We start from the raw sequence: 24,114 nt of genomic DNA, 5'->3' as shown, positions 1-24,114 counted from the left end.
ATTCCACCCCTGTCAGAGCTGGGGAATCTGAATATGGGTTTGTGATCTGTGGGCTGGCCTCAAGGTTCCTGTAATCCGAGGATTGCAGCCACTGCTAGCCGCGTGTGGTGTTTGACTCGCGACCCCGGGTGAACCCGGTCAGGAGCGAGTCCCGGAGGCTACCGCGGGCGTCTTGCCCTGGGCCCTCCAATCCGGCCGCCATTGCAGCGATCCAGTCGCCGTAGCTTGTAATGTCCTGGCCAGTGGAGGCAGCCACAGCGTCGCAGGCGAAGCCGACAGCGCGAGTACCGTCTGCCAGACGAACGGAACCCAGGAGCATTGGCTCGGGCAGCGCGGCCAGGAACCGTCCCAGCGCCGCTTCCGGCAGCAGCCAGCGCTCTGCCACGAGCTCCGCCCCGTTCTCTGACCGGTACACCCCGGGTTTCGGTGGCTGGGTGTCCAGTGCGACCATGCGGTAGCAGGCCGCCGTACGCACATCCCCGTCCCAGGCGGCACCTAAGGTTTCGAGTTCGTGGGACAGGGGCTGCCCTCGTCGATGTGCCCCAACCACGACGAGCGGCTCAGCGGAGGCGCCCGCCCGCACCGGCCATGGTTTCCGGGGGCCGGCCGGGGGCGCCTGGACGGCTCCGGCCGCGAACTGGGCCGGTGGGGCAGGCGTTGTTTCGATTCTGCGGGCGATGTCAGCGGCAACCGCATCCTCGAACGTTCGCCCGACAACGGTGAGCCCGAACTGGAAGCCGTCCAATTCCCCGGCCGGTATGGCGACAGCGCACAGGTCGAAGAGATTGCAGAAATTGGTGTAAGTCCCCATCTTCGAGTTCACTCCGACAGGGTCGCGGGCGACGTCCGAGAGGCTCGGGTGGAAAGGTGCTGTGGGGACGATCAGTGCATCGAAGCCCCGCAAATGCGCCATTGCCTGGCTCTTGAGGTCGTTGAGCCTGCCGGTGTCCGAAACGTACCGGTGGGCAGGGACCTCGCCAGCCCGGAGGACAATTCCGGCCACGGTGGGATCCAACCCGTCAGAATTGCCGGAGTCAGCGGTAGCGGAGGCAACAAATGCTCCGACGGCGGCATAGCGCTCAGCCACCAGACCGCCGTCATAAAGCAGACGCGCGCCCTCAAGGAAGTCGTCGAACTCGATGGGCTCCGCATCAACTCCCGAAGCCTGAAGCCTGGCAATCTGGCGGCCGAATTCATCAGCCCAATCTTGCGGAAGTTCCGGCAAGGCCGATGGATAGGCAACTCGTGGCCGGGCCGGTGCGGCAAGCTTGGCGTCCGACGGCCAGGTTCGTGCGTTCCCTGCCATGATTCCCATGGCCAGTTCGGCTGTCGCCAGGTCCCGGGCGAACACAGTGACGGCGTCCCACGAGCGGCATGCCGGAACTACTCCGGCGGTGGAAACCACGTTGAGTGTGGCCTTGATGCCCACAATCCCCTGAAGTCCGGCGGGTACCCGTCCCGAGCCGGCGGTGTCCGTGCCGATCGCAACATCGGCGAGCCCCAGGGCCACTGCGACGGCGGAGCCTGAACTGGAACCGCCGGAAATATGGTCGGGTCGGCGGGAATCGCGGACGGCTCCGTGCGGGCTTCGCGTCCCTACCAGCCCGGTGGCGAACTGGTCCAGGTTGGTGGCGCCGAGAACCACGGCCCCGGCCGCCCGCAGCCGGGCTACGGCCTCGGCGTCCTGCTCCGGCATGTAGGCGAACCCGGGGCATGCCGCCGTGGTGCTGATCCCCGCCACGTCAACGTTGTTCTTCACGGCAAGGAGCATTCCGGCCAGAGGGAGGTCCGCGCCGGCGGCCACTGCAGTGTCGATACGGCCGGCCTCGGCCAGAAGTTGATCCGCCGGGCGCAGCGCAATCCAGATTTCCGGCCTGTCGACGGCGTCGATGGCGGCCAGTGCTGCTCGCACACGCTCGGTGGCGCATCGGCTTACGGGTACGGTGCTCATGCTGCAGCCTCTTCCAGTTCGTCGCTAACCACGTCGGAGTGCCCGGTTGCGTTCTGGTCCGCCGGTGGTGCAATGACCACGAGGGCCTCGCCTTGCACCACCTGGGAACCTGCCACAGGCAGGACCTGCTGGACCACGCCGTCGCACGGGGCAACCAACACCGTTTCCATTTTCATGGCCTCCAGCGAAACCAGCGGCTGGTCTTTGGCGACCCGGTCACCGGGAGCCACATCCACCTTCCACACGCTCGCGGCGAAAGGCGCGGCAACCAGCGTTCCTCCCTCGGGAACCACCAGCTCTTCGGCGATCGGAATAACGGCGGCTGCTGCGTCGGCGCGGTCAAACTCACCAGCGTCGGCCCACGCTTGGCGTTCGACGGTGAACGCTGCCGCCTGCTTCGCGCGGAACACCTCGATCGAGTCGCTGTTCCGGGCAAGGAAGTCCTCATGGTCCGCCAAGGAGAAGGTGCCCTCCTCGATCTCCACTCCGTGGCCCCGGCCCGCGGCCATGTCGGCCCGCAGGTCCAACAGTTCTTCGGGGCTGACCGGGTACCAGGAGATGCGGTCAAAGAACCGCAGCAGCCAGGGCGAACCGGCCTCGAACGGCGCGGAATCGGCGTAACGGGACCACACTTGGGTGGTACGGCCCACGAACTGGTATCCACCAGGGCCTTCCATCCCGTAAATGCACATGTACGCACCGCCGATTCCCACGGCATTTTCCGGTGTCCAGGTCCGGGCGGGGTTGTACTTGGTGGTCACCAGACGGTGGCGGGGGTCCAGCGGTGTAGCTACCGGGGCGCCAAGGTAGACATCGCCAAGGCCGAGGACCAGGTATTCGGCGTTGAAGACCGTGTCAAAGACCTCGTCCACAGAGTCCAGGCCGTTGATGCGCCTGATGAATTCGATATTCCACGGGCACCAGGGAGCGTCATCCCGGACACCGGCCATGTAGCGCTGGATGGCTTCGCGCGTGGCCGGGTCATCCCAGGACAGCGGAAGACGGACGGTGCGGCTGGGCACCACCAGCTCTGAACTTGCCGGCAGGGCAGCCTCGACTTCCTGCACCAGGCCCAACAGCTTCGGGGTCGGAAGCACCGAAGGGTCGACCTTGATCTGCAGGGAACGGATGCCGGGGGTGAGGTCAACGATCCCCGGCAAGCGGAGCCCTTCAATGTGCTGGTGCAGGGCATGCACACGGGCCCGCAGGCTGAGATCAAGGACCATGTCGCCATATTCAACCAGCAGGTTGTCGTCCCCCGAGCGGCGATACGTGACAGCAGGCCGGCCCGGGGCTTGGGGCACCCGTCCCAGCACGCCGTCGTCGCCGTCTCCTCGACGGAGACCGGGGGCCGACACCGCCCCGGATGCCCAGTCGTGATCGCCGGGCAGCACCAACTGCCGGGCGGGACCCAGATCCTTGGTCGACGGCGCCCGGCTGGCTTCCACTGGCACGAAGCGCACAGTATCACCGGGACGTAGCTGGCCCAGCTTCCAACGGTCGGCGCTCACCACGGTGACCGGGCAGACGAAGCCGCCCAGGCTGGGACCGTCCGGACCCAGCAGAATGGGGGTGTCGCCAGTGAAATCCAGGGCTCCCACGGAATAGGCGGTGTCGTGGATGTTTGAGGGGTGCAACCCGGCTTCGCCGCCATCTTCCCGCGCCCATCGGGGTTTAGGGCCGATCAGGCGCACACCGGTCCGGGCAGAGTTGAAGTGCACCTCATAGCTGGCCGAATACAGGTCCTCGATGTCCTCGCGCTGGAAGAACTCCGGCGCGCCATGCGGTCCTTCGACTACCGTCAATTCCCATTCGGACGTCAGCGCAGGCCGGCTGTCCAAGGGGACTCTGCCGGCCAGTCCCGACCCGCCAAAAGCAACGGCCGGAGCGTCGTCGCCGTCGACTGTCGCTGCCCTCAGGACATCGCCGGCGCGAAGTACACGCCCGCCGTGGCCGCCGAACTGGCCCAGGGTGAACGTTGAGGCGCTGCCGAGATACCGGGGCACGTCAAGCCCTCCCTGGAACAGGATGTATCCGCGAAGGCCAGATCCTTCGGCCGTGCCGATGTCAAGCGTGCCTCCAGCGGGCACCGTCACTGGTTCCCAAGCGGAAATCTCGGTACCGTCCACGGTAGCCACCACGTCCGCGCCGGTGACGCACACGGTGGTGCTGTGGCTGAAGCGCAGGCAGGGGCCGGTCATGGTGAACTCAAGCCCGGGCGCGCCCTCCGCGTTGCCCAGCGCCTCGTTGCCGAGCCGGAAAGAGAGGTCGTCCATAGGACCGCTGGGCGGGACACCGACCTGCCACAGGCCCACCCGTCCGGGCCAGTCCTGGACCGAAGTCTGCAGCCCAGGCCTTTCCACGGTGATCCGGGGTTCCGGGTCACCCAGCTCATCCAGGGTTCCAGTGAAATGTTCCGCGCTCCGGACCGCGTCCAGTCCGGTTACTGCGCGGAGCATTCCGAGGTTGGTTTCGATGCCGTCGATCCGGGTGTTCTTCAGCGCATCACCGAGCCTGTCGAAGGCCTGGTGCCGGTCGGCGCCTGTGGTGATGATCTTGGCAAGGAGGGGGTCGTAGTTGGTGGATACCTCACTGCCCGTTTCCACCCATGCGTCCACGCGCACGCCGTCGGCTGCGGGGTAGACGGCGTTTGTCACGGTCCCTGAACTGGGCTGGAAGTTGCGGGCCGGATCTTCGGCATAAAGGCGGGCTTCCACGGCGTAGCCGGTCACGGGAATGCTGTCCGGCCGGCCGCCCAGCACCGAGTTTGCTTCGGTGCCGCCTTGGGCAAGGCGGAGCATCCACTCGACCAGGTCCACACCCGTAATGGCTTCGGTGACGGGATGCTCCACCTGAAGCCGGGCGTTGACTTCGAGGAACGAGGCGTGCTCGCGGACCGGGTCATAGACGAATTCCACGGTCCCGGCCGAGCGATAGTCCAGAGATGCGCAGAGCGCCCGCGAACTGCGGTGCAGTTCGTCGCGGAGGGATTCGGGAAGGTCCGGGGCGGGTGCCTCTTCCACGACTTTCTGGTGCCGGCGCTGGAGCGAGCAGTCCCTGTCCCCGAGGCTCACAACCCTGCCTTCGCCGTCGCCGAAGATCTGCACTTCCACGTGCCGTGCCTGCTCGACGTACCGCTCGGCGAAGACGCCGGCCGTGCTGAAGCTTGCATCCGCCAGCCGCGCGACGCGGGGGTAGCTCTCGGTGAGTTCGTCCTCGGTGCGGCAGACGGTCATCCCGATTCCGCCGCCGCCGCCGGTGGCCTTGAGCATCAGCGGGAAGCCGATGTCCCGGGCTGCCAGTACGGCCTCGTCCACGCCTGCGAGGAGGCCGGAGCCGGCGATCATCGGGACGCCGGCAGCGCGGGCGGCATCCCGTGCCGTGTGCTTGGTGCCGAAGATTCTGAGCTGCTCCGGGGTGGGACCGACGAAGACCAGCCCGGCTGCCTCGACTGCCTCGGCGAAGCCGGCATCCTCGGAGAGGAAGCCGTAGCCGGGGTGGATGGCTCCCGCCCCGGTTGCCGCAGCGGCCGACAGCAGCGCCTCGACGCGCAGGTACGATTCCTTGGCCGGTGCCGGGCCCAAGAGCACGGCCTCATCGGCGAGCCGGACGTGGCGGGCGCCGCGGTCCGCTTCGGAGTACACGGCCACCGTGCGCAGGCCGATCTTCCGCGCGGATTCGATGATGCGGCACGCGATTTCCCCGCGGTTGGCAATGAGCAGGGTGTCGAAGCGGTTCACAGGGCAGCCTCCGGCCGGGTGACGATCATACGGACGGGGGTGGGGTTGAAGCCGTTGCACGGGTTGTTGATCTGCGGGCAGTTAGAGACCAGAACCAGAGTGTCGATGTCCGCCCGAAGGGCCACGCGTTTGCCCCGGGCGGAGAGGCCGTCCACGATGCCGAGGGCACCGTCCGGGTCAACCGGGACATTCATGAACCAGTTAATGTTCGAGACGAGGTCGCGCTTGTCCAGCCCCCAGCGGGAACCCTCGATCAGGAAGTTCTCGACGCAGGCGTGCTGCTCGCGGGTGTGCTGGCCATAGCGGAGGGTGTTGGATTCCTGGGAGCAGGCGCCGCCGATGGTGTCGTGGACGCCGACTTCGTCAGCCATAACCGTCATCAGCGGGGCGCCGGTATCGGAGCGGAGCACGGAGCCGGTGGTCAGCACGATGGAGCGCTGCGCGGCGATGGTGACGGCGGCTGAGTACCTCACCGACGTGTCCTCGGCGGCGTACAGCAGGCAGTCCACTGCCTGGTTGCCTTCCAGGTCCACAATGGTCAGGACGTCGCCGGCGGCAATGACGGCGGACCAGGGCCCGCGCGCTTCCACGTATTCGTCCAGGATGACGGTGCCGGCCACGAGCGCTGTCTGGCTAACGGTTGCGTTGACGGGGGCCCGGGTTTCGGTGGCGGTGTTCATCGTGCGTTCCTTGCCGTGAGGTCGTGTTCGGTGTTGTTCAGGGCCTGGCGGTGTTCGGGCATGAGCGGCCCAACAAGATGGCCCGCGGCGAGCAGGTCCAGGTCTTCGGGGGCGTGCCAGGCGAGGACATCCACGGCGGTTCCGGTAAAAGCGGGCCTCGGATCAAGTGGATGGGCCGTGTTAGCCAGGAGTAGTACCGCATCCATCTGCAGCAGGATGTCGACGGCCGCCCCGGGACCGGCACCTCCGGTGAACCGGATGCCGCCGTCCGGATCCACCCGGATCCCCTTGAACAGCGAGATTGATGGCGCCACGTCGCGTACGCCCAGCCCCTGCTTCAGCGCACCAAGGGTGAGCAGTTCCCGCCCGGCCGGCGAGCTGCTGTGGGCGGTTCCGGCTCCGTAGCGGGTGGTGTTTCCGACTAGGGTGGTGGCACCTGTCAGGGCATCGTGGCTGGCGGAGGTGTCAGCCACGATGGTGGCCATCAGCCGGCCTGCGTCGGAGAGCAGCGGGTGTCCTGCGGTGGGGTACGCCTGCCACGGAACCTTGACGGTGTCTGCGACGTTGAGCCGCTCGTGCAGGGCCCCGGTCCGGTAGAGCAGGACATGGACGCAGGCATCACCCTTGGTGTCTGTGAGCCGGATCCGGGACCCCCGGGCCAGCGTCAGTGCGGTGTAGCGACCAAAGGCCACGGACTCTGCCCAGCTCAGATGCTCCTTGGCACTGTCCGGCAGGTCGGCGGTGAGCCGCTCCGGGGCGGACATGGCCGGGATGTGCCGCATGGTGTCCGCGGCGCTTCCATGCTGCTCCCGGGCGTGGGCGCGGGCTCCGGCGGTGGTGGCGGTGGCTGGTGCTTCAGTGGTCAATGTCATGTCAATCCTGGGGGTGTTGGCGTGGCAGGGGGTGGTGTAACAATCCGATGTTGCAACCGCGCGTTGCAGTCCTGCTGTGTGGTCAGGCTTCCGAGCGTGCGGCCGACCGGGCGCTGGAGCGTCGGACCCACACACCGAGGAGCAGCACTACGCCCACCATCAGCGGAGCCGAGTAGAGGAGGATTCCGTTTTCTCCGGAGGGGTCGTAGACCTCGGGTCGTGGCCAGGCGAGGTTGACCACCATCACTGCCCCGTACAGCACGGCGAGGATATTGATCGGCAGACCCCACCGCCCCAGCGAAAACAACCCCCCCGGCATGGTCTCGCCGACCCGGTCCCAGTCGCCGCGGAGGCGGTTGAGGAGCTGCGGCACGGTGACCAGGAGGTAGGCCAGATAGACCATCACGATGCAAACGCTGCTGAGCGTGGTGAACAGCGCCGCATTGCCTACATTGATCGCCAGAACGCCGACAGCCAGTGCGCCGATGGCAATGGAGGGCCACATCGGCGTGCCGCGCGTAGTATGGACGGCCGAAAGCAGTGCCGAGCCGGGAAGCTTGCCGTCTCGGGCCATGGAGAACACCAGCCGCGAGCCGGCCGTCTGAATGGCCAACGTGCAGACGAAGATAGCCACGGCCACGTCGACCAGGAGTACCTTGCCCCAGAAGGTCCCGAGGACGGCAGTTAACACATAGGGAAGGCCCTCGGTGGCGAGCCGGCCGTCATCGAGGCTGGGAGCTGCCATCAGCGCGGTGATGATCATCAGCGCCCCGCCGATGCCGGAGATGATCAGGGCCGAGAGGATGGTGCGGGGTGCGGTCCGGCGAGGGTCCTTTGTCTCTTCGGAGAGTTCCCCGGCCGAGTTGAAGCCCACCATGACATAGGCGGCCATCAGGCCCGAAACCATGAACGCGCCTACAGCGCCAAGATCGGAGCCCTGCAGGACGACGGTGTCCAGCACGACGTCCGGTCCGCGCTGGGCGGCCGTGATGAGGGCGAGGACCACCGCTATGACGCCGACGATCTCGCACGTCACGCCGACGGAGTTCACGTGGGCCATCAGCCTGACTCCCATGGAGTTGATCACCGTGGTGACCACCAGCAGAATGGCGCCCAGGACCGCGGCGTTCGCGGCACCCGAGACAGTGTTCAGTGCGGCGTCGCCACCAACCAGCTGAAAGCCGCCCCAGAGCTGGGGAAGGACCACCTGCAGGGCAATGGCCGCAGCGGCAGCTGTGACAACCTGAGCCAGCGCCATGAACCAGCCGGCAAACCAGCCAACCGTTTCGCCGCCCACACGCCGCGCCCACTGATACACGGCGCCGGAGAGCGGGTAGCGGGCGGCAAGCTCTGCAAAATTCAGGGCCACAAGAAGCTGGCCGAGCAGGACCACTGGCCAGGTCCAGAAAAAGGCCGGTCCGGCAAAGGAGTAGCCGAACGCGAAGAGCTGGAAGATGGTGGTCAGGATGGACACGAAGGAGAAGCCTGCCGCGAATGAAGCATAGCGGCCGAGCTTGCGGTGCAGGGACGGCTGGTAGCCAAGAGACGTAAGGTCTGCATCATCCGCCTGCGCGGATCTGGGAAGAACAGTGGATGTCATCGGGATCTCCGGGGCTGGGACGGCGTTGGGACAAAGCTTTCCGGCACAAGCAGCGCTGTGGTGCCGGCGCTGCGGAATACCGGTCAATTGATAGTTTTACAGGCCGCGATCCCGAACTCGTTTCCCCGTTGTAAAGAGTTGATTGACGGTTCATTTCCACCACATTTCGGGCTCCTCACCGCCACCGAGGCGGCAGCAGATGGTGCGCCCGGAGTGCAAGAATAATGCAGTGACAACAACCGGCCCCGGACGCCCCCGTAATCAGCAACCCTCCCGCCCGGGAGCCACCGCACGTGAAGAAATCCTCGACGCCGCCGCCGAACTCTTTACCATCCAGGGCTATGCCACCACGTCGACGCGGTCCATCGCGGAGGCCGTGGGGATCCGCCAGTCCTCGCTGTACCACCACTTCAAGACCAAGGACGACATTCTTGAGGTGCTGCTCGCGGGCACAGTATCCAGCGGCCTCGGTTTTGCCCGCGGCATCTGCGCGGGGGCCGACGGCGATCGCGACCCCGTATCGGCTGGTGCCCGGCTCCACGCCGTCGCGTTGTTTGACGGAACCCAACTGTGCAATGCCCGCTGGAACGTCGGCGTGCTCTACAACCTCCCGGAATCACGCAGCGAACGGTTCCACAGCTTCACTAAAGACAGACGGGAACTCCGGGGACTGTACCAACGCCTGGGGGCAGCACTCCCCGAGAACGACTGGACCGCCACCGGCCAGAACGGAGATCTGGCCTTTCGACTCGTGGAGACCCTAATCAGCCTCCGCGCAGACGGGCTGTCCATCCCGGAATCCGCGCTCCAGGCGGCCGACGCCGGCATTGTGCTCAGCGGCATTGGCGAACATCTAGCCCCAATCCGGGCACGGAGTGCGAAACTCATCTCGGATTTCAAAGCCTAGAAAAGGCCGCAAACAACACCGCAACCCAGGATCTTCAACACAAACCGCCAATGCGAACTGCGCTTTCGTTCACCGCCAAACAACTTAGCAATCGCACTTATGCCAACGAGGTGGAGGGGACTCCGCCGGCGCCGAGCTGGAACGTGGTGCCCACCCAGGGCGTGCCGATTTTTGCCGAGCGGCTTGAGGACGGGGCGATTGACCGGCACCTGCTCGTTGCCCGCTGGGGCCTGGTGCCGTCCTGGGCCAAGGACATATTCGGTGATCTCCTGGGTCGTCGGACAACAGTGAGCTGGAGTCCGGTGCTGCTCATCGAAGGCGTTACCTGTACCTGACGGGAGAGCCTCGGCGAAGATTGCCTTCGCGATATGGGTGGAGGCCCAAAAGGACGAGCGTATGCGACGCGGCATAGATCGGGACGGAGAAGGTCACAGGGCGCTTTGGGTCGTTGGATGGATGAAGAGGACAGGTTCTTCGCCGCTGACGGGACACGCCTCCGGGCTGACCTCATTGTTCCTGGAACTTAGGGCACTAGTAATCCCAGCCCTCGGCTTGAGCGACACTTGAACCGCCATCCTCAGCCAAGTTTCACCCCCAGCGGCCACAGCGCTAACGGCGACAGGTAGGAGGGCACGAAGACACCAACGTCGCTGCGCGCAGGCATGGCGCTGCTGGCCGCGGCCGGGCTCCTGCTGGGCCCCGCCGTCGTCGCGCTCCCGGCGTCCGCCGAGGACCCGACGGCGACTGATCCGGCCGTCACTGAAACCACGGTGATCGACGCCGGCTTACCACTGGGCGGGCGGCGTCAGCGTTTTCAAGCCCGGCGAAACGCGCGCTTCCCGCACCATCAAGGTGGGACGTTTTCCCTCGTCGCTGGCGGTGACGACGGACGGGACCCTTTACGTGCTCCAGTCGACAGAGTCCGGGCAGGCCCAGATCGGCGTGGTGGCCCCCGGTGCGGCTGAAGCGGGCTTTGCGATCGGGGTGACCCCGGGCGAGCACTGGCTGACGGCCGGACCGGACGGATCGCTGTACGTGGCCAACCCGGCCTAAGGGAGCCTTTCGGTGGTGCCGCCTGGCGGTGTATGGACCGAGCGCGCTATCCAGGCGGGGCCTTACCCGGTGGAGGTGGCCCTGGCTAAGGACGGGACGGCGTACGCCACCAACGAGTACGAGGGCACTGTCACAGTGGTGGCCGCCGGTTCGCCGAGCCCCTCCCACACCATCACCGTCGGCGCGAAGGACCACCCGCACGGGATTGCCGCCGCGCCGGACGGAACCGTCTATGTGGCAAACATCCTCAGAAACGACGTGGCGGTCATCGAACCGGGCGGTGCCACAGTGGCGCGGCGGATCCCCGTGGGCGCTGCACCGCAGGAGGTGGTGGCCACTCCGGACAGCGCGGTCTACGTGACCAACAGCGCGGACAACACGGTCTCGGTCATCCCGCCCGGGGCCACGGCCGCGGCGGCGGCGATTCCCACCAGTGAGGACCCCGGCCGTATAGCGGTCCGGGCCGACGGCTCCGTGGTGGTGGTCAACAGGGGCGGCAGGTCCCTGACGTTGATTGCCGCTGCAGGTGCGCCCGCGCCTGGTGCGGGAACGCCCGACGGCGGGGAGCCCAGCGCGGAGTCCCCGGGGTCCGGCGGAGGTTCTTCAGCCGGGGGTACCACTGGCGGAGTCTCCGGTCTCGGACTTACGGCGATCGCCGCCGGGGCGGCGGCCCTGTTGCTGGGCGGCGCCGGTGCCCTGATCGCGGTGCTGCGGCGGCGACGACGGGGCAAGGCGGAGTTGCCCGCCTGGACCTTCAATTAGCATCCGGTCCAGGCCGGCCGGCCTGAATTCCGCCAGGCCAACCTGCCCCGCCAGGCCAGACGGCCCCCGGCAGGGGAGCAAATAAGGGGTTCGGGCTATGGACCCTTCGGGCCGGCATGCCTAGACTGGCCGGACCCCCAACGCCAGGAAAACATCCAGCTGCTCAAGCAACGGGCAGGCCCTGCACGTGGGGATCCATCGCAACACTCATGATTCATGGCGGCCCCACTGGGCTTCGCCGTTCTGACCAGAGGAGAGCACTGATGACTGGGAACAAAGCCGTTGCCTACAAAGAACCGGGCAAGGTCGAACTGATCGACATCGACTATCCAAGCTTCGAACTCCAAGACGGCCCGGGCGTGAATCCGGCGAACGTGGGGCGCACAGTACCCCACGGGGTCATCCTGAAAACCGTGGCCACCAACATCTGCGGTTCGGACCAGCACATGGTCCGCGGGCGCACCACGGCGCCGCCCAACCTGGTGCTGGGGCACGAGATCACCGGCGAGGTGGTGGAGGTTGGTCCCGGCGTCGAGTTCATCAAAGTGGGGGACATCTGTTCGGTGCCCTTCAACATCGCCTGCGGCCGCTGCCGGAACTGCAAGGAACGCAAGACCGGCATCTGCCTGAACGTTAATCCGGACCGCCCCGGCAGCGCCTACGGCTATGTGGATATGGGCGGCTGGGTGGGCGGCCAGGCCAATTATGTGCTGGTCCCGTACGCAGACTGGAACCTGCTGAAGTTTCCGGACAAGGACCAGGCCCTGGAAAAGATCATGGACCTGACCATGCTGTCGGACATTTTCCCCACCGGCTTCCACGGCGCCGTGACGGCCGGGGTGGGCGTCGGCTCCACAGTGTATGTGGCCGGCGCTGGGCCTGTTGGCCTCGCAGCGGCCACCAGCGCGCACTTGCTGGGTGCCGCCGTCGTGATTGTGGGCGATCTGAACGAGGACAGGCTGAAGCAGGCGCGCAGTTTCGGGTGCGAAACGATTGACCTGAGCAAGGGCGGCCCGGCGGAGCAGATCGAGCAGATCCTGGGCGTCCCGGAAGTGGACTGCGGCGTGGACGCGGTGGGCTTCGAAGCGCGCGGCCACGGCCATGACGCCAAGGAGGCGCCCGCTACGGTGCTGAATTCGCTGATGGAAATCACCGCGGCCGGCGGTGCGCTGGGCATTCCCGGGCTGTACGTCACCGGCGATCCGGGCGGCGTGGACGAAGCTGCCAAGAAGGGTGCGCTGAGCCTGAGCCTGGGCACTGGCTGGGCCAAGTCGCTCAGCTTCACCACCGGACAATGCCCGGTGATGAAGTACAACCGGCAACTGATGATGGCCATCCTGCACGACAAGGTGAGCATCGCCAAGAACGTGAACGCGAAGGCGATCAGCCTGGAGGATGCGCCCAAGGGCTATGCCGAGTTCGACGCCGGAGCGGCCACCAAGTACGTCCTCAACCCGAACGGATACCTCAGCTGAGCGCCTGCCGGGCGGCCGCCGTCGTCGGGAATCACGACGGCGGCCGCTGGTTTGGTGCCTGACCTCAACCGAGCAAGCTGAGGAACGCCGTCGTATCTTCCGCCACTTGTTCCGGGCACTCCCACAGCACAAGATGTGCCATTCCGGGGTACACCTTCAGCGCGGAGCCGGGGATCCGGGTGGCTAGGGGTTTCCTGGTCGCTGCGTGACAGCAAGCCGTCCTGCGCGCCCCACAGGATCAGCGTGGGGGCGTTGATGGTTCCCGCTTCCGTGGGCGGGGTGGCCTCGCCCAGGCCGTTCAGGATGGCTTTCCACACGTGGGCTGGCATCCTGAGACCGTCGCGCACGCGGTCCTCGAGCGACCACCGCGGAACATCGTGCAGCAGGGCAAACCAGGTCAGGGAATCCCGGACCCAGCCCTCGTCGAGGGGGTCCGTCAGGCGGTCCACTTCGTCGGCGAAGGGTGCCCGCCCGTGGAGGCTCAGGGGACAGCCCACCAGCACCAGTGCGGCAACCTTTTGTGGATGGGAAATGGCGAGCTGCTGGGCGATGTAGCCGGAGGCTGGTCAGCCCGGTTATGAGTCCCCGGCGTCGGCATTGGAGTCAGCGACGCGCTGAACGCATTGCAAGCGCTTGCGTTACTGCGGAATGCTTGTCTAGCATAGGTTGCATGGTAGCAAACGTTGAATCAGTGGCGGAACGTGCTGGGGTCTCCATATCAACAGTCTCCCGTGCGCTGCGTTCCGTTCCGGGTGTTTCGACGGCAACTCGCAAGCGCGTGCAGAAGGCGGCCGATGAGCTAGGGTATTCGGCATCCCCGGCTGCGTCGCGTCTTGCGACAGGCCGGACGATGACCGTGGGCATCGTGGTACCGGTGCTGGCCAAGTGGTTTTTCGGAAAGGTTATTGGCGAGGCCACACACACGCTCCGGGAGGCCGGATTCGATGTGCTCCTCTACGAGCTCGCCACTGCCGGACAGCGTCAGAGGTTCTTCGGCACCGTGCATTTGCATGGCCGTACGGACGGGGTCATCATCATGGCCCTGCAGCCGAGCAGGGAGGAGCTGGAATCGCTCGCCTCCCAGGGGCAGGCGGTGGCTTTGCTTGGGGCTCAAGCGCAGGGCGCCGGATCGGTGTCTGTGGACAACGTCGGGGCCGGGCGGGCTGCTGTGAGGCACCTGTTGAACCTAGGCCATGAGCAGATAGCGTTCATCGGCATCCGTGATGAGGAGGGCAGCAATTTGGGCGGTGTGCCGCCCTTGGAGCGGCTGGTGGGATACCGGGAGGCTCTGGCCGAGGCCGGACTGACCCTGGACGTCGCCCTTGAACAATTCGATGAGAACAGTGTCGCTGGGGGCGCGGCGGCCATGTCCCGGCTGCTTGTCGCTGGACGCGCTCCGACCGCGGCTTTTGTAGCCTCCGATGAGATGGCCTTCGGGGTCCTTAAGGTCCTCCGCCAGGCAGGCCTGGAAGTTCCCCGGGATTTCTCTGTGGTCGGATTCGATAACCACGAGCTCTGCGACGTCGTGGGCCTGACAACGATGGACCACGAGGTGGCCGAACAAGGACAGGACGTCGCCCGGATCCTCCTGGAGGTCATGCATGGAGGGCAAGCGGCCAACCTTGCCCGTCCGGCACGCCTGGTGGTACGGGAGACCACCGCACCGCCCCGGGCCCTGCGCACAACACTTACCGCCCCGGATTCTCAGTATTCCGCCGGACACCCCGGCAAACTCTGAAAGGAAACTTTATGCAGTATCGCAAACTCGGCAACAGCGGCATGTACGTCAGCTCGATCGCGCTGGGCAACTGGGCCACCCACGGCGAAACCGTGGACCAGGATGTTGCCACGGCATGCGTGCGCAAGGCCCTGGACCTTGGCATCACCACTTTCGACACCGCCGACGCCTACGCAGGCACAAAGGCCGAAACGATGCTCGGCGAAGCACTCAAGGGTGTGCGCCGCGAGGGCATCGAGGTCATGACCAAGGCGTTCTTCCCAACCGGCACCGGGAAGAACGACCGTGGCCTGTCCCGCAAGCACGTCATGGAATCCATCAACGGTTCGCTGCGCCGCTTGCAGACGGACTACGTGGACGTCTATCAGGCGCACCGCTATGACTACGAGACCCCGCTCGAGGAGACGATGGGTGCCTTTGCGGATATCGTCCGTGCCGGGAAGGCCCACTACATCGGCGTCTCGGAATGGACCGTGGCGGAGATCCGCGCGGGCGCCGCGTTGGCGGGCGAACTGGGCATCCAGTTCGTCTCCAGCCAGCCGCAGTACAACATGCTGTGGCGCGTGATCGAACCTGAAGTGGTGCCGGTCTGCGAAGAGCTCGGGATCACCCAGGTGTGCTGGTCGCCGCTGGCCCAAGGCGTGCTGAGCGGCAAGTACGGTGCCTCCACCGTACCGGCCGGCAGCCGATTCACCGCCGACGACGGCGGGCTGAAGACTGAGCACAAGTTCATGCAACCCGAGGTGCTGGAGCGGGTGGAGAAGCTCAAGCCGATTGCCGCGGACCTCGGTGTGCCGCTGGCTACCCTGGCCGTGGCTTGGGTGTTGGCGAACCCCAACGTTTCCGCGGCGATTGTCGGCGCCAGCCGCTCTGAGCAGCTCGACGACACTGTCAAGGCCGCCGACCTCCCGCTGGGCCAGGACACTCTGGACCGTATTGACGGGGTGCTGGGCGACGTCGTCGAGCGGGATCCAGCCAAGGTGGAGTCCTTCCCAACGCGCGTCTAGCGGCAGCCGCATTTCCGTCGGTTCAAGCTTGAGGTTCGCGACGCCGTCGAGCAGCCGTTCGCCCGCTCCCAGGAGGATTGGCGAGATGTGGAGCCGCAGCTCGTCGATCAGCCCCGCCGATAGGTATTGCTGGGCGGTCTGCGCTCCGCCGGCAATGGCCACGTCCTTGCTCCTCATCCCACCCAGGATGTGCGCGCGGAAGGCCAGTTTCTCGCCTGGCATAGCGGGAAGCCGATATAGGAACTTCTCCACCAGTCACCGGCTTACAGAGCGCTGGCCCACCCGGCGGGGTCATCGCCGGGTGGGATGGCTGGGATTCCCGGCAACAGCACGAGTGCGTGCAGCCATTTGTGTTCGAGTCGGGTGAGTCGTCGCACTGTTTGGTATCCATCGAGAAAGGCGTCGCGGACCCCTGCGGTTGTAGGTTGCCATGGTTAACGGGGCAGGTGTGGACAGCGCCGGCAATTCCGTGTGCGTGCTTCCAGCCTACGAAGGAGGGGATGAGTAGGTGCAGCCGGTAAGGCCTGCAGCAAGGAAGCCCAGGATCAGCGCAAGTCGAAACAGTTCATAATTCCCCCAATGAGTGTTTGCCTAAGCACCTTAGCCGATGTGCCCGCCCTCGTTGGGGAGAAAATCTTTCAGCTCGTGCCTGATGGCCAGCGAGCCAAGGAACGTGTCACCCTCCACAATCCATAAGTAGGTGCAGGGCACGTACCCCGGCTTGCGCGGGCTCTCCTGCAGGGCATCGTTGACGAGGGCATCGACAAAGCGGCGGAACGTCTGGGCATCTTTGAGTGCTTCCAAGGACCAGTCCTCGGGCCCCCACCGTCCCGGTTGGCGCCGCCAAATTCCGTGGATCCTTCCACCCAGGAGGAGTGATAACTGACGTCCGGAGCGATGAGAACAGGCATCACATGAGCGTAGTCGAAGGGTCCGCCAGGGTGGACGGCAAATCGTCAGCCGTTCTTGTTTTTGCCTTTCCCCTCGGCGCCTTTTGCCTGTTCCGGTGCAGGAGCTGGTGCCGGTATAGGTTCCGGCACGACGGGCGCAGTGTTTTCCTGGGCGGCCTGCGCGGCTTCCGCGTCGGCCTTGGCTTTTTCCGCTTCTGCCGCGGCAACCGCTGCTTCTTCAGCTGCCTTCGCTGCCGCGGCGGCGGCTTCTACGGCGGCATTGAGGTCGGCCCTGACGGCGGTGATGCTGGTCATGATGCTCCGGCGCCGTTCCTCGGAGACCTGGCCGCTGCCGGCTGCAGTCGCCAGGTCCGCTTCCAGATTCTCCAGTGCCGTGAGCGCGGCCGCGTGATCGTTGGCGGCCGCTGCCTGGCTTACGCCGAGCACGAGTTCCTGAAGATGGGAGGCCGTGTCGCGCTGCAGGCCGGTAGCGGCCGGGCCGCAGCCGGCGAGCGATGCCGCCAGCACCAAGGTGGCGGCAAAGCCGGCTCCCCGTGCTCCGGCGCGCTGGCCTGTGGAGTAAAAGCCGGTCATGGTTCCACACTCTTCTGAAGTTCCAGGAGGTGGTCACCCAGCGTGCCGCTCACCGCGGGGTAAGGCACGACGCCGGATGTGGACTCTGGCGCCTGGCCCGCTGTCAGTGCCGCGGCCCCGCCTGCCAGCGCAACAAGGATCAGGATGGCCACCACCGGGAGCCGCCGCATCTTCTGTCCCGCACGGGCCGACCTCCGTCGGCGCACTCCCAGGGGGCTGCTGGGCTGATAGGCGCCAGGCACCGGCCGTGACTGGGCGGCGTTGGCGGAATCCTCACCGTTGGGGCCTTCGTTGGTCGGCCTTGCGCGCAGATTAGGGGAGGGCGACTCTCCTGTGACGGACGGCGTCCTGAACGGCATGGCCGGCAGCACACGCGTGGTTTCCGGTGCAAGGTCGCCGGGAGTGGATGTCGGCGAGACAAGGGCCTGCCGCAGCACCGTCTCGATGTCCGCAGCTGTCGGGCGTTCCAGCGGCTCGATTGCCGTCATCGAGCGGATCAGGTCTGCCCACTCGGCAGGGAGATCCGCAGGAATTTTGGGCGCGCGGTGCAGCCTGGCCACCGCAGATTCCACGGCGCTGCCGGGGTACTCCATTGTCTGCTTGGTGCATTCGAGCAGGACCAGCCCCAGCGAATAGATGTCTGTGGCAGGGGTGAGCGGGGAACCCATGGCCTGTTCGGGGCTGAGGTACGCCGCGGTGCCCACCATTGCCCCCGTAACGGTCAGGCGTGTTGCGTCGGCGATTCGTGCTATGCCGAAGTCTGCGACCTTGGCCCGCAGTGGCTCCCCGGGTCGGATCTGCACCAAGAGGATGTTGCCCGGCTTGATATCGCGGTGGAGGATGCCGAGGCCGTGGACATAGGCCAGTGCGTCGGCGATGCCGGCTCCTATGACGGCGAGCTCGTCCAGGGGGACTTTACTGTGCCTGATCCGGCTGCGCAGATCCTGTCCCTCGACCAGTTCCATCGTCAGGAACGGCCGGGGCTCCTCCGGGATACGTACGTCGACGCCGACATCGAACAATGTCACGAGGCTGGGATGGTTCAGCGTCGCCAGCAGCGTTATTTCAGCTTCCTGGCGTTTCAACTCGTCTGCGTCGGGGGCCTGGGGTGCGAAGAGCTTCAATGCCACGTCGCGACCCAGATTCTTATCCCTTGCACGGTAGACGGACGACATGCCGCCGCGGCCGATCACCTCGCCCAGCCGGTAACGTCCGCCAACCACGTCAATTCTGTTGGAGCTCGGCGATTCCGCCACCATACCCGTTCCTTCCGGCGCTGCGGCAATGTATATACCAAAATCATAAGGCAACTTACTATACTGGCCACTCCGCGAGGCCAGCCATCACCGGATGGCCGTCGAAATCAGGAACCGGCGATGTTGTGCACCCTCAAGGAACCGGCGAGTGGCGCCCGCATCGTTCCCATGGCTCACGGTCTATACTGAGATTCCAGAACTGCGACTCCTGTGGGAGGGAGCCCGGCGTGGCACCTGCTGCAGGAGGCCCTCATGTCTATCCAGGCCAAGTATTCGCTTCGCGCAGGCGTCGTGGCGATCGCGCCAGTGATCCTGCTCGCCGCTCTCAGTTACCACCCGTACCTGCCTGGTCCACAGCCGAACATTGATGCGTTGGTTGCGGAGGTCACCGCCGACCCGACGCGCTGGGGGGTTGTGCACTTGGCGACGGGAGTCGCTTCAGCAGTCCTGGCCGTGGCATTCCTCGCGATCAGAAGCCACCTGCACGAGCTAGGCGAAGACCGCTGGAGCGCCGCCGCGCTGCCCTTCGTCGTCATCGGCAGCACGCTCTACGCGATGCTGCCGGCAATGGAATTCGCACCGCTCGCCGCGAGTGAAACGGGCGGAGACGTCGGGGCGGCTCAAGTTGCCCTGCTCCCATGGTTCATCCCGCTGCTGATCGCCGCGGCGGTCACATTTGCTGTCGGGATGGTCGGCTTTGCCATCAGTGTCTCGCGTAGCGGACTGCTGAGCTTTTGGCTTACCTGGGTCGTCGTCGTGGCGCTGCTTGTCATGGCCCTGTCGCGTGTTGTCCCGCTGTCCGCCGTCCAGTTCTACGTCCACGGTGTCGCCGCTCTCGTGGCCATGCTGCCCATGGCGTACAGCATGTGGAAGCATCCGACGGCATCCGTCCCTGACACCCAGCGTGCCGTGAAGTCGACCTGACGGTTCAGTGCCCGGCGCCGAGTTTCCCGCCGAGGCGTTGGCGCATGAGTTCGCTGGCGTCGTTGAGGCCGATGATCTTCACTTCCGTGCCGTGGTGCCGGTACTTTTCGGTGATCGCATCCAGGGCAGCGATGGTGGAGGCGTCCCAGAGGTGTGAGGCGTGCATGTCGATGATGACCTCCTTGGGGTCCAGGGCGTATTCGAACTGGGTATAGAGGTCGTTGGACGAGGCGAAAAACAGCTCACCGTCTACGACGTAGGTAGCGGTTTCATGACCGTCAACGGTCTTGGCTGTCCGCTCCACCGTGACGAAATGGGCCACCCGGCGGGCGAAGAGAACCATCGCGACGAGGACGCCGACGCCGACGCCGATGGCGAGGTTGTGGGTGGCGACGGTAACGATGACGGTGGCGACCATGACCATCGTTTCGCTCTTGGGCATCATCTTCAGCGTCCGGGGGTGGATGCTGTGCCAGTCGAACGTGGCCCACGAAACGAAAATCATCACTGCGACGAGCGCGGCCATGGGGATCAGCGAAACGATGTCGCCCAAGGCTACGACGAGGATCAGCAGGAAGACCCCGGCGAGGAAGGTGGAGATGCGGGTGCGCGCGCCGGAGGCTTTGACGTTGATCATGGTCTGGCCGATCATCGCGCAACCGCCCATGCCGCCGGTAAAGCCGGTGACGATGTTGGCCACGCCCTGGCCCCACGCTTCGCGGGTCTTATGGGAGCGGGTGTCCGTGACGTCATCGACAAGCTTGGCGGTCATGAGGGATTCCAGGAGGCCGACGAACGCCATGGCCAGCGCGAAGGGGAAAATGATCTGCAGCGTCTCGAGGTTGAACGGAACATTCGGAATGAAGAGCGAGGGCAGCGAATCGGGCAGGTCGCCCTTATCACCCACGGTCGGCACGGCGACGGAGGCAAGCACCGTTATGAGGGTCAGGACCACAATCGCGACCAACGGGGCGGGAATGGCGTTCGTGAGTTTGGGCAGGCCGAACACGATCACCAGTGCCAGGGCCACCAGCGGGTAAACCAGCCAGGGGACACCGAGCAGCTCGGGGACCTGGGACATAAAGATCAGGATTGCCAGGGCGTTGACGAAGCCCACCATCACCGAGCGCGGAATGAATCGCATCAGCTTCGCCACCCCGGACAGGCCCAGGATGACCTGGAAGACTCCTGCGAGGATCACGGCGGCGATGAAGTAGTCCACACCGTGGGACTTCACCAGTGGGGCAATGACGAGGGCGATCGCACCGGTGGCGGCGGAGATCATCGCCGGCCGGCCGCCAACGAACGCAATGGTGACGGCCATCGTGAAGGAGGCGAACAATCCCAGCCGCGGATCCACCCCGGCGATAATCGAGAACGCGATCGCTTCCGGGATCAACGCCAGGGCGACGACCAGCCCGGCGAAGACTTCGGTTTTGAGCCGGCGCGGAGACTTCAGGGTTTCCCGGACAGATTGCAGCTGTTCGGGTGTGTAGGCTGAGGCTTCCCCGGCGGTTTTGACGGCCATTGCTGGCTCCGTTCATGGTCAGGAAGACACGAGAGTGTCTTCGCTTTTTCGAAGAATGCAGGGGGCGCAGCGCCGCGCCGGGAAGTGGGCATCTATCCTTGAAGGTCTCACCACTCACCACGAACTCTACCCTAACGTGATGGTAGAGTTGTACCCGGACAAGGAACGGAGGTCCCTGATGACGGCCAAAACCGGCAGCACCACCATGCACATCGGCGAACTGGCAGAACGGACGGGCTTGTCCCTGCGGACCATCCGGCACTACGACGACGTGGGTCTGCTGCCTGCAACCGCACGCACTGACGGTGGGTTCCGGGTCTATTCGGAAGATGACTTCGACCGTCTCATGGTGATCAAGCAGATGAAGCCTTTGGGGTTCTCGCTCGAGGAAATGGCCGAGATCCTTGGCATCCTCGCCGCAGGTCAGGGCCATGAAGTTCCAGAGGAAGGCCGGGCGAGGCTCTCGGATTTCTTGGAGCAGGCCGTCCGCCAGCGGGCCAAAATGGCCCGGAACCTGGCCCAAGCGGACGAGTTCATCCAACGGCTCAACGCACAGCCGTGACGGGCCTGCGCCGGTAGCTCTTCCCTGGCGGGTTGGCCGGACGTAGGCTGTGGATCGGAGAGCCGGGAAGCCTGGTCGGCCCGCGGGAAGCTGTGCCCGCGGAACGCCATGGCAGCCGCCTCGGTCGTTATCGCTGGACCGAGGGAACGGAACCCACCATGACATCCGCAACGGAACCGGTCATTGACGCCACCCTGCTCGTGAAGACTTTCGGCAGGACCCGGGCACTGGACAACCTTGATCTGCGCGTTGGTCCGGGCGAGGTCCACGGGTTTCTTGGTCCCAACGGCGCGGGCAAATCAACAACCCTCAGAGTGCTGCTCGGGCTGATCCGGCCGACATCGGGAACCGCGCGTGTGTTCGGGCTGGATCCCTGGCGGGACCCGGTCCGGGCCCACCGGGACGTCGCCTACGTTCCCGGGGACGTGAGCCTTTGGCCGAACCTCTCCGGCGGTGAAGTCATTGACCTGCTTACCGGACTGCGCGGCGGATCCGATGAGCGGCTGCGCCGGGAACTGATCGACGAGTTCGAATTCGACCCGCGGCGCAAGGCCCGTACGTATTCCAAGGGAAACCGGCAGAAGGTGGCACTGATCGCGGCCTTCGCCCGCCCGGCCCGCCTCTATCTGCTCGATGAGCCCAGCGCCGGCCTGGACCCGGTGATGGATTCGGTGTTCCGCCGGCAGGTCCGGCGCGTCAGCGCGGACGGCGCCACTGTTCTGCTCTCCAGCCATATCCTCAGCGAAGTCGAGCAGCTCTGCGGCCGGGTGACGATCATCCGCTCCGGCCGGGCCGTGGAATCGGGGACCCTGGCTGAGCTGAGGCATCTGAAACTCACCCATTTCAGGCTCGAGGGCGCTGACGCTGCACTGCTGGCAGCCCTGCCCGGCGTACAGGGGGTTCTGACCGACGGGGACGTGGTCGAGTTTGACGTGGACCCAGCGGACCTTGCCCCGGTTTTGCAAGCGGTCGCCGCGGCGGGGATCAGCGGACTGATCGTCTCTCCGCCGTCGTTGGAGTCCCTGTTCCTGAGCCACTACAGCGATTCCAATGGGCAGGTGCGCTGATGTCCGGAGTCATGACTTTGCTGTTGATTCAGGCGCGCAGGGACCGGATCGTGCTGCCAGCATGGATTCTGGGCATCGCTTTTCTGGGGTTTGCCATCGCAGGGGCGGTTGCCACGGAGTTCGCTGACGAGTCCGAGCGGGCTGCGATCATCGGAATGTCTGTGGCGAGCCCGGCGTTCCGGTTCATCCGCGGACTGCCCGACGGCACCAGTATCGGAGCTTTGGTGTTCTTCCAGGGCTATTCCTTCACCGCCGTGCTCGCAGGATTAATGAGCACGTTTCTGGTCATCCGGCATACCCGCACCGATGAAGAGCTCGGACGGGCAGAGCTGGTCGGGTCCGTACCGGTCCGGCGCGCCGCGTCGTTGACGGCAACCCTGATCCTTGGCGGGGCGCCGATCCGGCCCATGTCACCAGCGGGTGGGTTTCGCTTCTTTCGCCTATCGGATGGGGGCAGCGTTCCCGGCCTTTCACGGCCGCCGATCCCGCACCGCTGCTGATCCTGACCGCGGCCGCAGCCGTCCTGGCCGGTGCGGTCATGGTACTCAGGAGCCGCAGGGATCTGGGCGCCAGCCTCCTGCCCGAACGCGCGGGCCCGGAACGCGCTGGGGCCGGGGGTGCTTCGTTCCTTGGCCTTGCCTGGCGCCAGCAGCTGCCCACCCTGATCGGCTGGTCCGTCGCCGCAGCCCTCCTGGGTGGCATCGCTGGGGGCCTCGGGCCCGCGGTCAGCGACGTGATCGGCGGCAATGACTCACTACGGCAGCTGATCAACCGGCTCGTCCCGGGCGCCCGGGCAGGGATGATCGATGTCTTCACCGCAGCCTTGCTGGGCATCGCCGGTGTCCTCGCCGCAGCCGCCGGCATCCAGGCGGTGCTGCGGCTCCGTGCAGAAGAGGCCGAGGGCCGGGCCGAACTTCTCCTTGCCGCACCCAGAACCAAGGCCCGGTGGCTTGGCGCGAACCTGATCCTCGCCGCCTCCTCGACAGTAGCGGTGGCCGTCGTCGCCGGGACCGCAGCCACCATCGGTCTTGCCCTGGCCGGAGCGGAAAACGGCCCGCCAGGCCTGCTGGTCGGCGCCGCTTTGGGGCACGTCCCGGCCGCCGTCGTCTTCGTCGCGGCAACCGCGGTCCTCTTTGCAGCGGCACCCAGAGTGAGTATTCCACTGGGTTGGGGCATGCTGGCCGCCGGCCTTGTCCTGGGCCAGTTCGGTGAACTTCTGCGCCTGCCGGCCTGGCTGCAGGACGCGAGCCCTTTCCGTCACTCGGCGGCGATGCCAGTCGAAGCCTTCAACCCCGCGCCTGCCCTGACCATGACCGTCATCGCCCTCGCCGGGGCAGGGATCGCTGCCTACCGGCTCCGGCGCCGTGACCTCACCGCGTGATGCCGACCCGTGATGCCGACCGCAGAGGCGGCACCGGCCGCGTGCCTTCATGGCGCACCCTTTTCAATAGTTGAAGGGTGCCCGCCGTCGCATTCGATCCCTGCCGGGCCTTGGGTGCTCCGGGGCA

General features: G+C 65.8%; 22 protein-coding genes and 2 pseudogenes. 12 read left to right on the top strand and 12 right to left on the bottom strand.

Going from position 1 to position 24,114, the window contains the following annotated elements:
* Positions 1-94 precede the first annotated feature (94 nt).
* The 5 genes from atzF to NG698_RS06000 all read right to left on the bottom strand — a co-directional run bounded on the left by atzF (position 95) and on the right by NG698_RS06000 (position 8,843).
* On the bottom strand, positions 95-1,951 hold the full coding sequence (gene atzF / locus NG698_RS06020; RefSeq protein ID WP_252608807.1) for an allophanate hydrolase: 1,857 nt from the start codon (positions 1,949-1,951) through the stop codon (positions 95-97).
* Entirely contained in the window at positions 1,948-5,691 is a 3,744-nt protein-coding gene (gene uca, locus NG698_RS06015) for an urea carboxylase (protein ID WP_252608805.1), read from the bottom strand. Before uca ends, atzF begins: the two co-directional genes overlap by 4 nt.
* Positions 5,688-6,371 carry an urea amidolyase associated protein UAAP2 gene (locus NG698_RS06010; protein ID WP_252608803.1) on the bottom strand — a complete coding sequence of 228 codons (684 nt, stop codon included), beginning with the start codon at positions 6,369-6,371 and terminating at the stop codon, positions 5,688-5,690. The genes uca and NG698_RS06010 overlap by 4 nt, the downstream gene beginning before the upstream one ends.
* Entirely contained in the window at positions 6,368-7,243 is an 876-nt protein-coding gene (locus NG698_RS06005; protein WP_252608801.1) for an urea amidolyase associated protein UAAP1, read from the bottom strand. Before NG698_RS06005 ends, NG698_RS06010 begins: the two co-directional genes overlap by 4 nt.
* A gap of 82 nt (positions 7,244-7,325) precedes the next feature.
* Positions 7,326-8,843, bottom strand: coding sequence for an amino acid permease (locus NG698_RS06000; protein ID WP_252608799.1), 1,518 nt, complete (start codon positions 8,841-8,843; stop codon positions 7,326-7,328).
* Positions 8,844-9,072: 229 nt separating this feature from the next.
* Between NG698_RS06000 and NG698_RS05995 the strand changes: the two genes are divergently transcribed.
* Together NG698_RS05995 and NG698_RS05990 are read left to right on the top strand one after the other, a co-directional pair.
* Positions 9,073-9,750, top strand: coding sequence for a TetR/AcrR family transcriptional regulator (locus tag NG698_RS05995; protein WP_252608797.1), 678 nt, complete (start codon positions 9,073-9,075; stop codon positions 9,748-9,750).
* A gap of 50 nt (positions 9,751-9,800) precedes the next feature.
* Positions 9,801-10,007: pseudogene (locus NG698_RS05990) on the top strand (SOS response-associated peptidase family protein); the annotation flags it as partial.
* 320 nt (positions 10,008-10,327) lie between these two features.
* Here NG698_RS05990 and NG698_RS05985 read toward each other — a convergent pair.
* Entirely contained in the window at positions 10,328-10,510 is a 183-nt protein-coding gene (locus tag NG698_RS05985; protein WP_252608794.1) for a hypothetical protein, read from the bottom strand.
* A 92-nt stretch (positions 10,511-10,602) separates the two neighbouring features.
* On the opposite strand from NG698_RS05985, the gene NG698_RS05980 reads away from it, so the two are divergent.
* From NG698_RS05980 to fdhA, 3 genes are all read left to right on the top strand, one after another.
* On the top strand, positions 10,603-10,803 hold the full coding sequence (locus tag NG698_RS05980) for a hypothetical protein (protein WP_252608793.1): 201 nt from the start codon (positions 10,603-10,605) through the stop codon (positions 10,801-10,803).
* 12 nt (positions 10,804-10,815) lie between these two features.
* Positions 10,816-11,565, top strand: coding sequence for a YncE family protein (locus tag NG698_RS05975; RefSeq protein WP_252608790.1), 750 nt, complete (start codon positions 10,816-10,818; stop codon positions 11,563-11,565).
* Positions 11,566-11,828: 263 nt separating this feature from the next.
* The gene (gene fdhA / locus NG698_RS05970) at positions 11,829-13,040 is read left to right on the top strand and encodes a formaldehyde dehydrogenase, glutathione-independent (protein WP_252599322.1); all 1,212 of its coding nucleotides are present in this window, start codon (positions 11,829-11,831) and stop codon (positions 13,038-13,040) included.
* Here the strand turns inward: fdhA and NG698_RS05965 are convergent.
* A complete protein-coding gene (locus NG698_RS05965) occupies positions 12,974-13,537 on the bottom strand; it encodes a hypothetical protein (RefSeq protein ID WP_252608788.1) in 564 nt (187 codons plus the stop codon). The two genes, fdhA and NG698_RS05965, sit on opposite strands and share 67 nt — an antisense overlap.
* Before the next feature lie 173 nt (positions 13,538-13,710).
* On the opposite strand from NG698_RS05965, the gene NG698_RS05960 reads away from it, so the two are divergent.
* A complete protein-coding gene (locus tag NG698_RS05960; protein WP_252608786.1) occupies positions 13,711-14,778 on the top strand; it encodes a LacI family DNA-binding transcriptional regulator in 1,068 nt (355 codons plus the stop codon).
* 11 nt (positions 14,779-14,789) lie between these two features.
* Entirely contained in the window at positions 14,790-15,785 is a 996-nt protein-coding gene (locus NG698_RS05955; protein WP_252599319.1) for an aldo/keto reductase family protein, read from the top strand.
* A gap of 6 nt (positions 15,786-15,791) precedes the next feature.
* Here the strand turns inward: NG698_RS05955 and NG698_RS05950 are convergent.
* The 4 genes and pseudogenes from NG698_RS05950 to NG698_RS05935 form a co-directional block, all read right to left on the bottom strand.
* A pseudogene (locus tag NG698_RS05950) lies at positions 15,792-15,956 on the bottom strand (dihydrofolate reductase family protein); the annotation flags it as partial.
* A gap of 429 nt (positions 15,957-16,385) precedes the next feature.
* Entirely contained in the window at positions 16,386-16,589 is a 204-nt protein-coding gene (locus NG698_RS05945; protein ID WP_252608784.1) for a hypothetical protein, read from the bottom strand.
* A gap of 152 nt (positions 16,590-16,741) precedes the next feature.
* The gene (locus NG698_RS05940) at positions 16,742-17,269 is read right to left on the bottom strand and encodes a hypothetical protein (RefSeq protein ID WP_252608782.1); all 528 of its coding nucleotides are present in this window, start codon (positions 17,267-17,269) and stop codon (positions 16,742-16,744) included.
* Positions 17,266-18,528, bottom strand: coding sequence for a serine/threonine-protein kinase (locus NG698_RS05935; protein WP_252608780.1), 1,263 nt, complete (start codon positions 18,526-18,528; stop codon positions 17,266-17,268). The genes NG698_RS05940 and NG698_RS05935 overlap by 4 nt, the downstream gene beginning before the upstream one ends.
* 249 nt (positions 18,529-18,777) lie before the next feature.
* On the opposite strand from NG698_RS05935, the gene NG698_RS05930 reads away from it, so the two are divergent.
* On the top strand, positions 18,778-19,449 hold the full coding sequence (locus NG698_RS05930) for a hypothetical protein (RefSeq protein WP_252608777.1): 672 nt from the start codon (positions 18,778-18,780) through the stop codon (positions 19,447-19,449).
* 4 nt (positions 19,450-19,453) lie between these two features.
* Here NG698_RS05930 and NG698_RS05925 read toward each other — a convergent pair whose 3' ends face one another.
* Positions 19,454-20,977 (bottom strand): SulP family inorganic anion transporter, encoded by a 1,524-nt coding sequence (locus tag NG698_RS05925; RefSeq protein ID WP_252608773.1) that lies wholly within the window; start codon positions 20,975-20,977, stop codon positions 19,454-19,456.
* Between the two features lie 178 nt (positions 20,978-21,155).
* Here NG698_RS05925 and NG698_RS05920 point away from each other — a divergent pair, with 178 nt between their 5' ends.
* From NG698_RS05920 to NG698_RS05905, 4 genes are all read left to right on the top strand, one after another.
* A complete protein-coding gene (locus NG698_RS05920; RefSeq protein WP_252608911.1) occupies positions 21,156-21,539 on the top strand; it encodes a helix-turn-helix domain-containing protein in 384 nt (127 codons plus the stop codon).
* A 158-nt stretch (positions 21,540-21,697) separates the two neighbouring features.
* A complete protein-coding gene (locus NG698_RS05915) occupies positions 21,698-22,606 on the top strand; it encodes an ABC transporter ATP-binding protein (protein WP_252608770.1) in 909 nt (302 codons plus the stop codon).
* A gap of 11 nt (positions 22,607-22,617) precedes the next feature.
* Positions 22,618-23,106: a hypothetical protein gene (locus NG698_RS05910; RefSeq protein ID WP_252608767.1), complete on the top strand. Its 489-nt coding sequence runs from the start codon at positions 22,618-22,620 to the stop codon at positions 23,104-23,106.
* 38 nt (positions 23,107-23,144) lie between these two features.
* Complete coding sequence (locus NG698_RS05905; RefSeq protein ID WP_252599306.1) at positions 23,145-23,987, top strand: efflux permease Rv1217c-related protein; 843 nt, start codon at positions 23,145-23,147, stop codon at positions 23,985-23,987.
* Positions 23,988-24,114: the final 127 nt, after the last annotated feature.

The organism is Pseudarthrobacter raffinosi, from assembly GCF_023913735.1.
GTDB lineage: Bacteria > Actinomycetota > Actinomycetes > Actinomycetales > Micrococcaceae > Arthrobacter > Arthrobacter raffinosi.
This window is presented reverse-complemented; position numbering and strand designations above follow the sequence as displayed.

Excerpts from the sequence above, each read along its gene's own strand:
- atzF (WP_252608807.1), bottom strand. The coding sequence starts at position 1,951 with ATGAGCACCGTACCCGTAAGCCGATGCGCCACCGAGCGTGTGCGAGCA.
- NG698_RS06010 (WP_252608803.1), bottom strand. The coding sequence starts at position 6,371 with ATGAACACCGCCACCGAAACCCGGGCCCCCGTCAACGCAACCGTTAGC.
- NG698_RS06005 (WP_252608801.1), bottom strand. The coding sequence starts at position 7,243 with ATGACATTGACCACTGAAGCACCAGCCACCGCCACCACCGCCGGAGCC.
- NG698_RS06000 (WP_252608799.1), bottom strand. The coding sequence starts at position 8,843 with ATGACATCCACTGTTCTTCCCAGATCCGCGCAGGCGGATGATGCAGAC.
- fdhA (WP_252599322.1), top strand. The coding sequence starts at position 11,829 with ATGACTGGGAACAAAGCCGTTGCCTACAAAGAACCGGGCAAGGTCGAA.
- NG698_RS05960 (WP_252608786.1), top strand. The coding sequence starts at position 13,711 with ATGGTAGCAAACGTTGAATCAGTGGCGGAACGTGCTGGGGTCTCCATA.
- NG698_RS05955 (WP_252599319.1), top strand. The coding sequence starts at position 14,790 with ATGCAGTATCGCAAACTCGGCAACAGCGGCATGTACGTCAGCTCGATC.
- NG698_RS05940 (WP_252608782.1), bottom strand. The coding sequence starts at position 17,269 with ATGACCGGCTTTTACTCCACAGGCCAGCGCGCCGGAGCACGGGGAGCC.
- NG698_RS05935 (WP_252608780.1), bottom strand. The coding sequence starts at position 18,528 with ATGGTGGCGGAATCGCCGAGCTCCAACAGAATTGACGTGGTTGGCGGA.
- NG698_RS05930 (WP_252608777.1), top strand. The coding sequence starts at position 18,778 with ATGTCTATCCAGGCCAAGTATTCGCTTCGCGCAGGCGTCGTGGCGATC.
- NG698_RS05925 (WP_252608773.1), bottom strand. The coding sequence starts at position 20,977 with ATGGCCGTCAAAACCGCCGGGGAAGCCTCAGCCTACACACCCGAACAG.
- NG698_RS05920 (WP_252608911.1), top strand. The coding sequence starts at position 21,156 with ATGACGGCCAAAACCGGCAGCACCACCATGCACATCGGCGAACTGGCA.
- NG698_RS05915 (WP_252608770.1), top strand. The coding sequence starts at position 21,698 with ATGACATCCGCAACGGAACCGGTCATTGACGCCACCCTGCTCGTGAAG.
- NG698_RS05910 (WP_252608767.1), top strand. The coding sequence starts at position 22,618 with ATGACTTTGCTGTTGATTCAGGCGCGCAGGGACCGGATCGTGCTGCCA.
- NG698_RS05905 (WP_252599306.1), top strand. The coding sequence starts at position 23,145 with ATGGTACTCAGGAGCCGCAGGGATCTGGGCGCCAGCCTCCTGCCCGAA.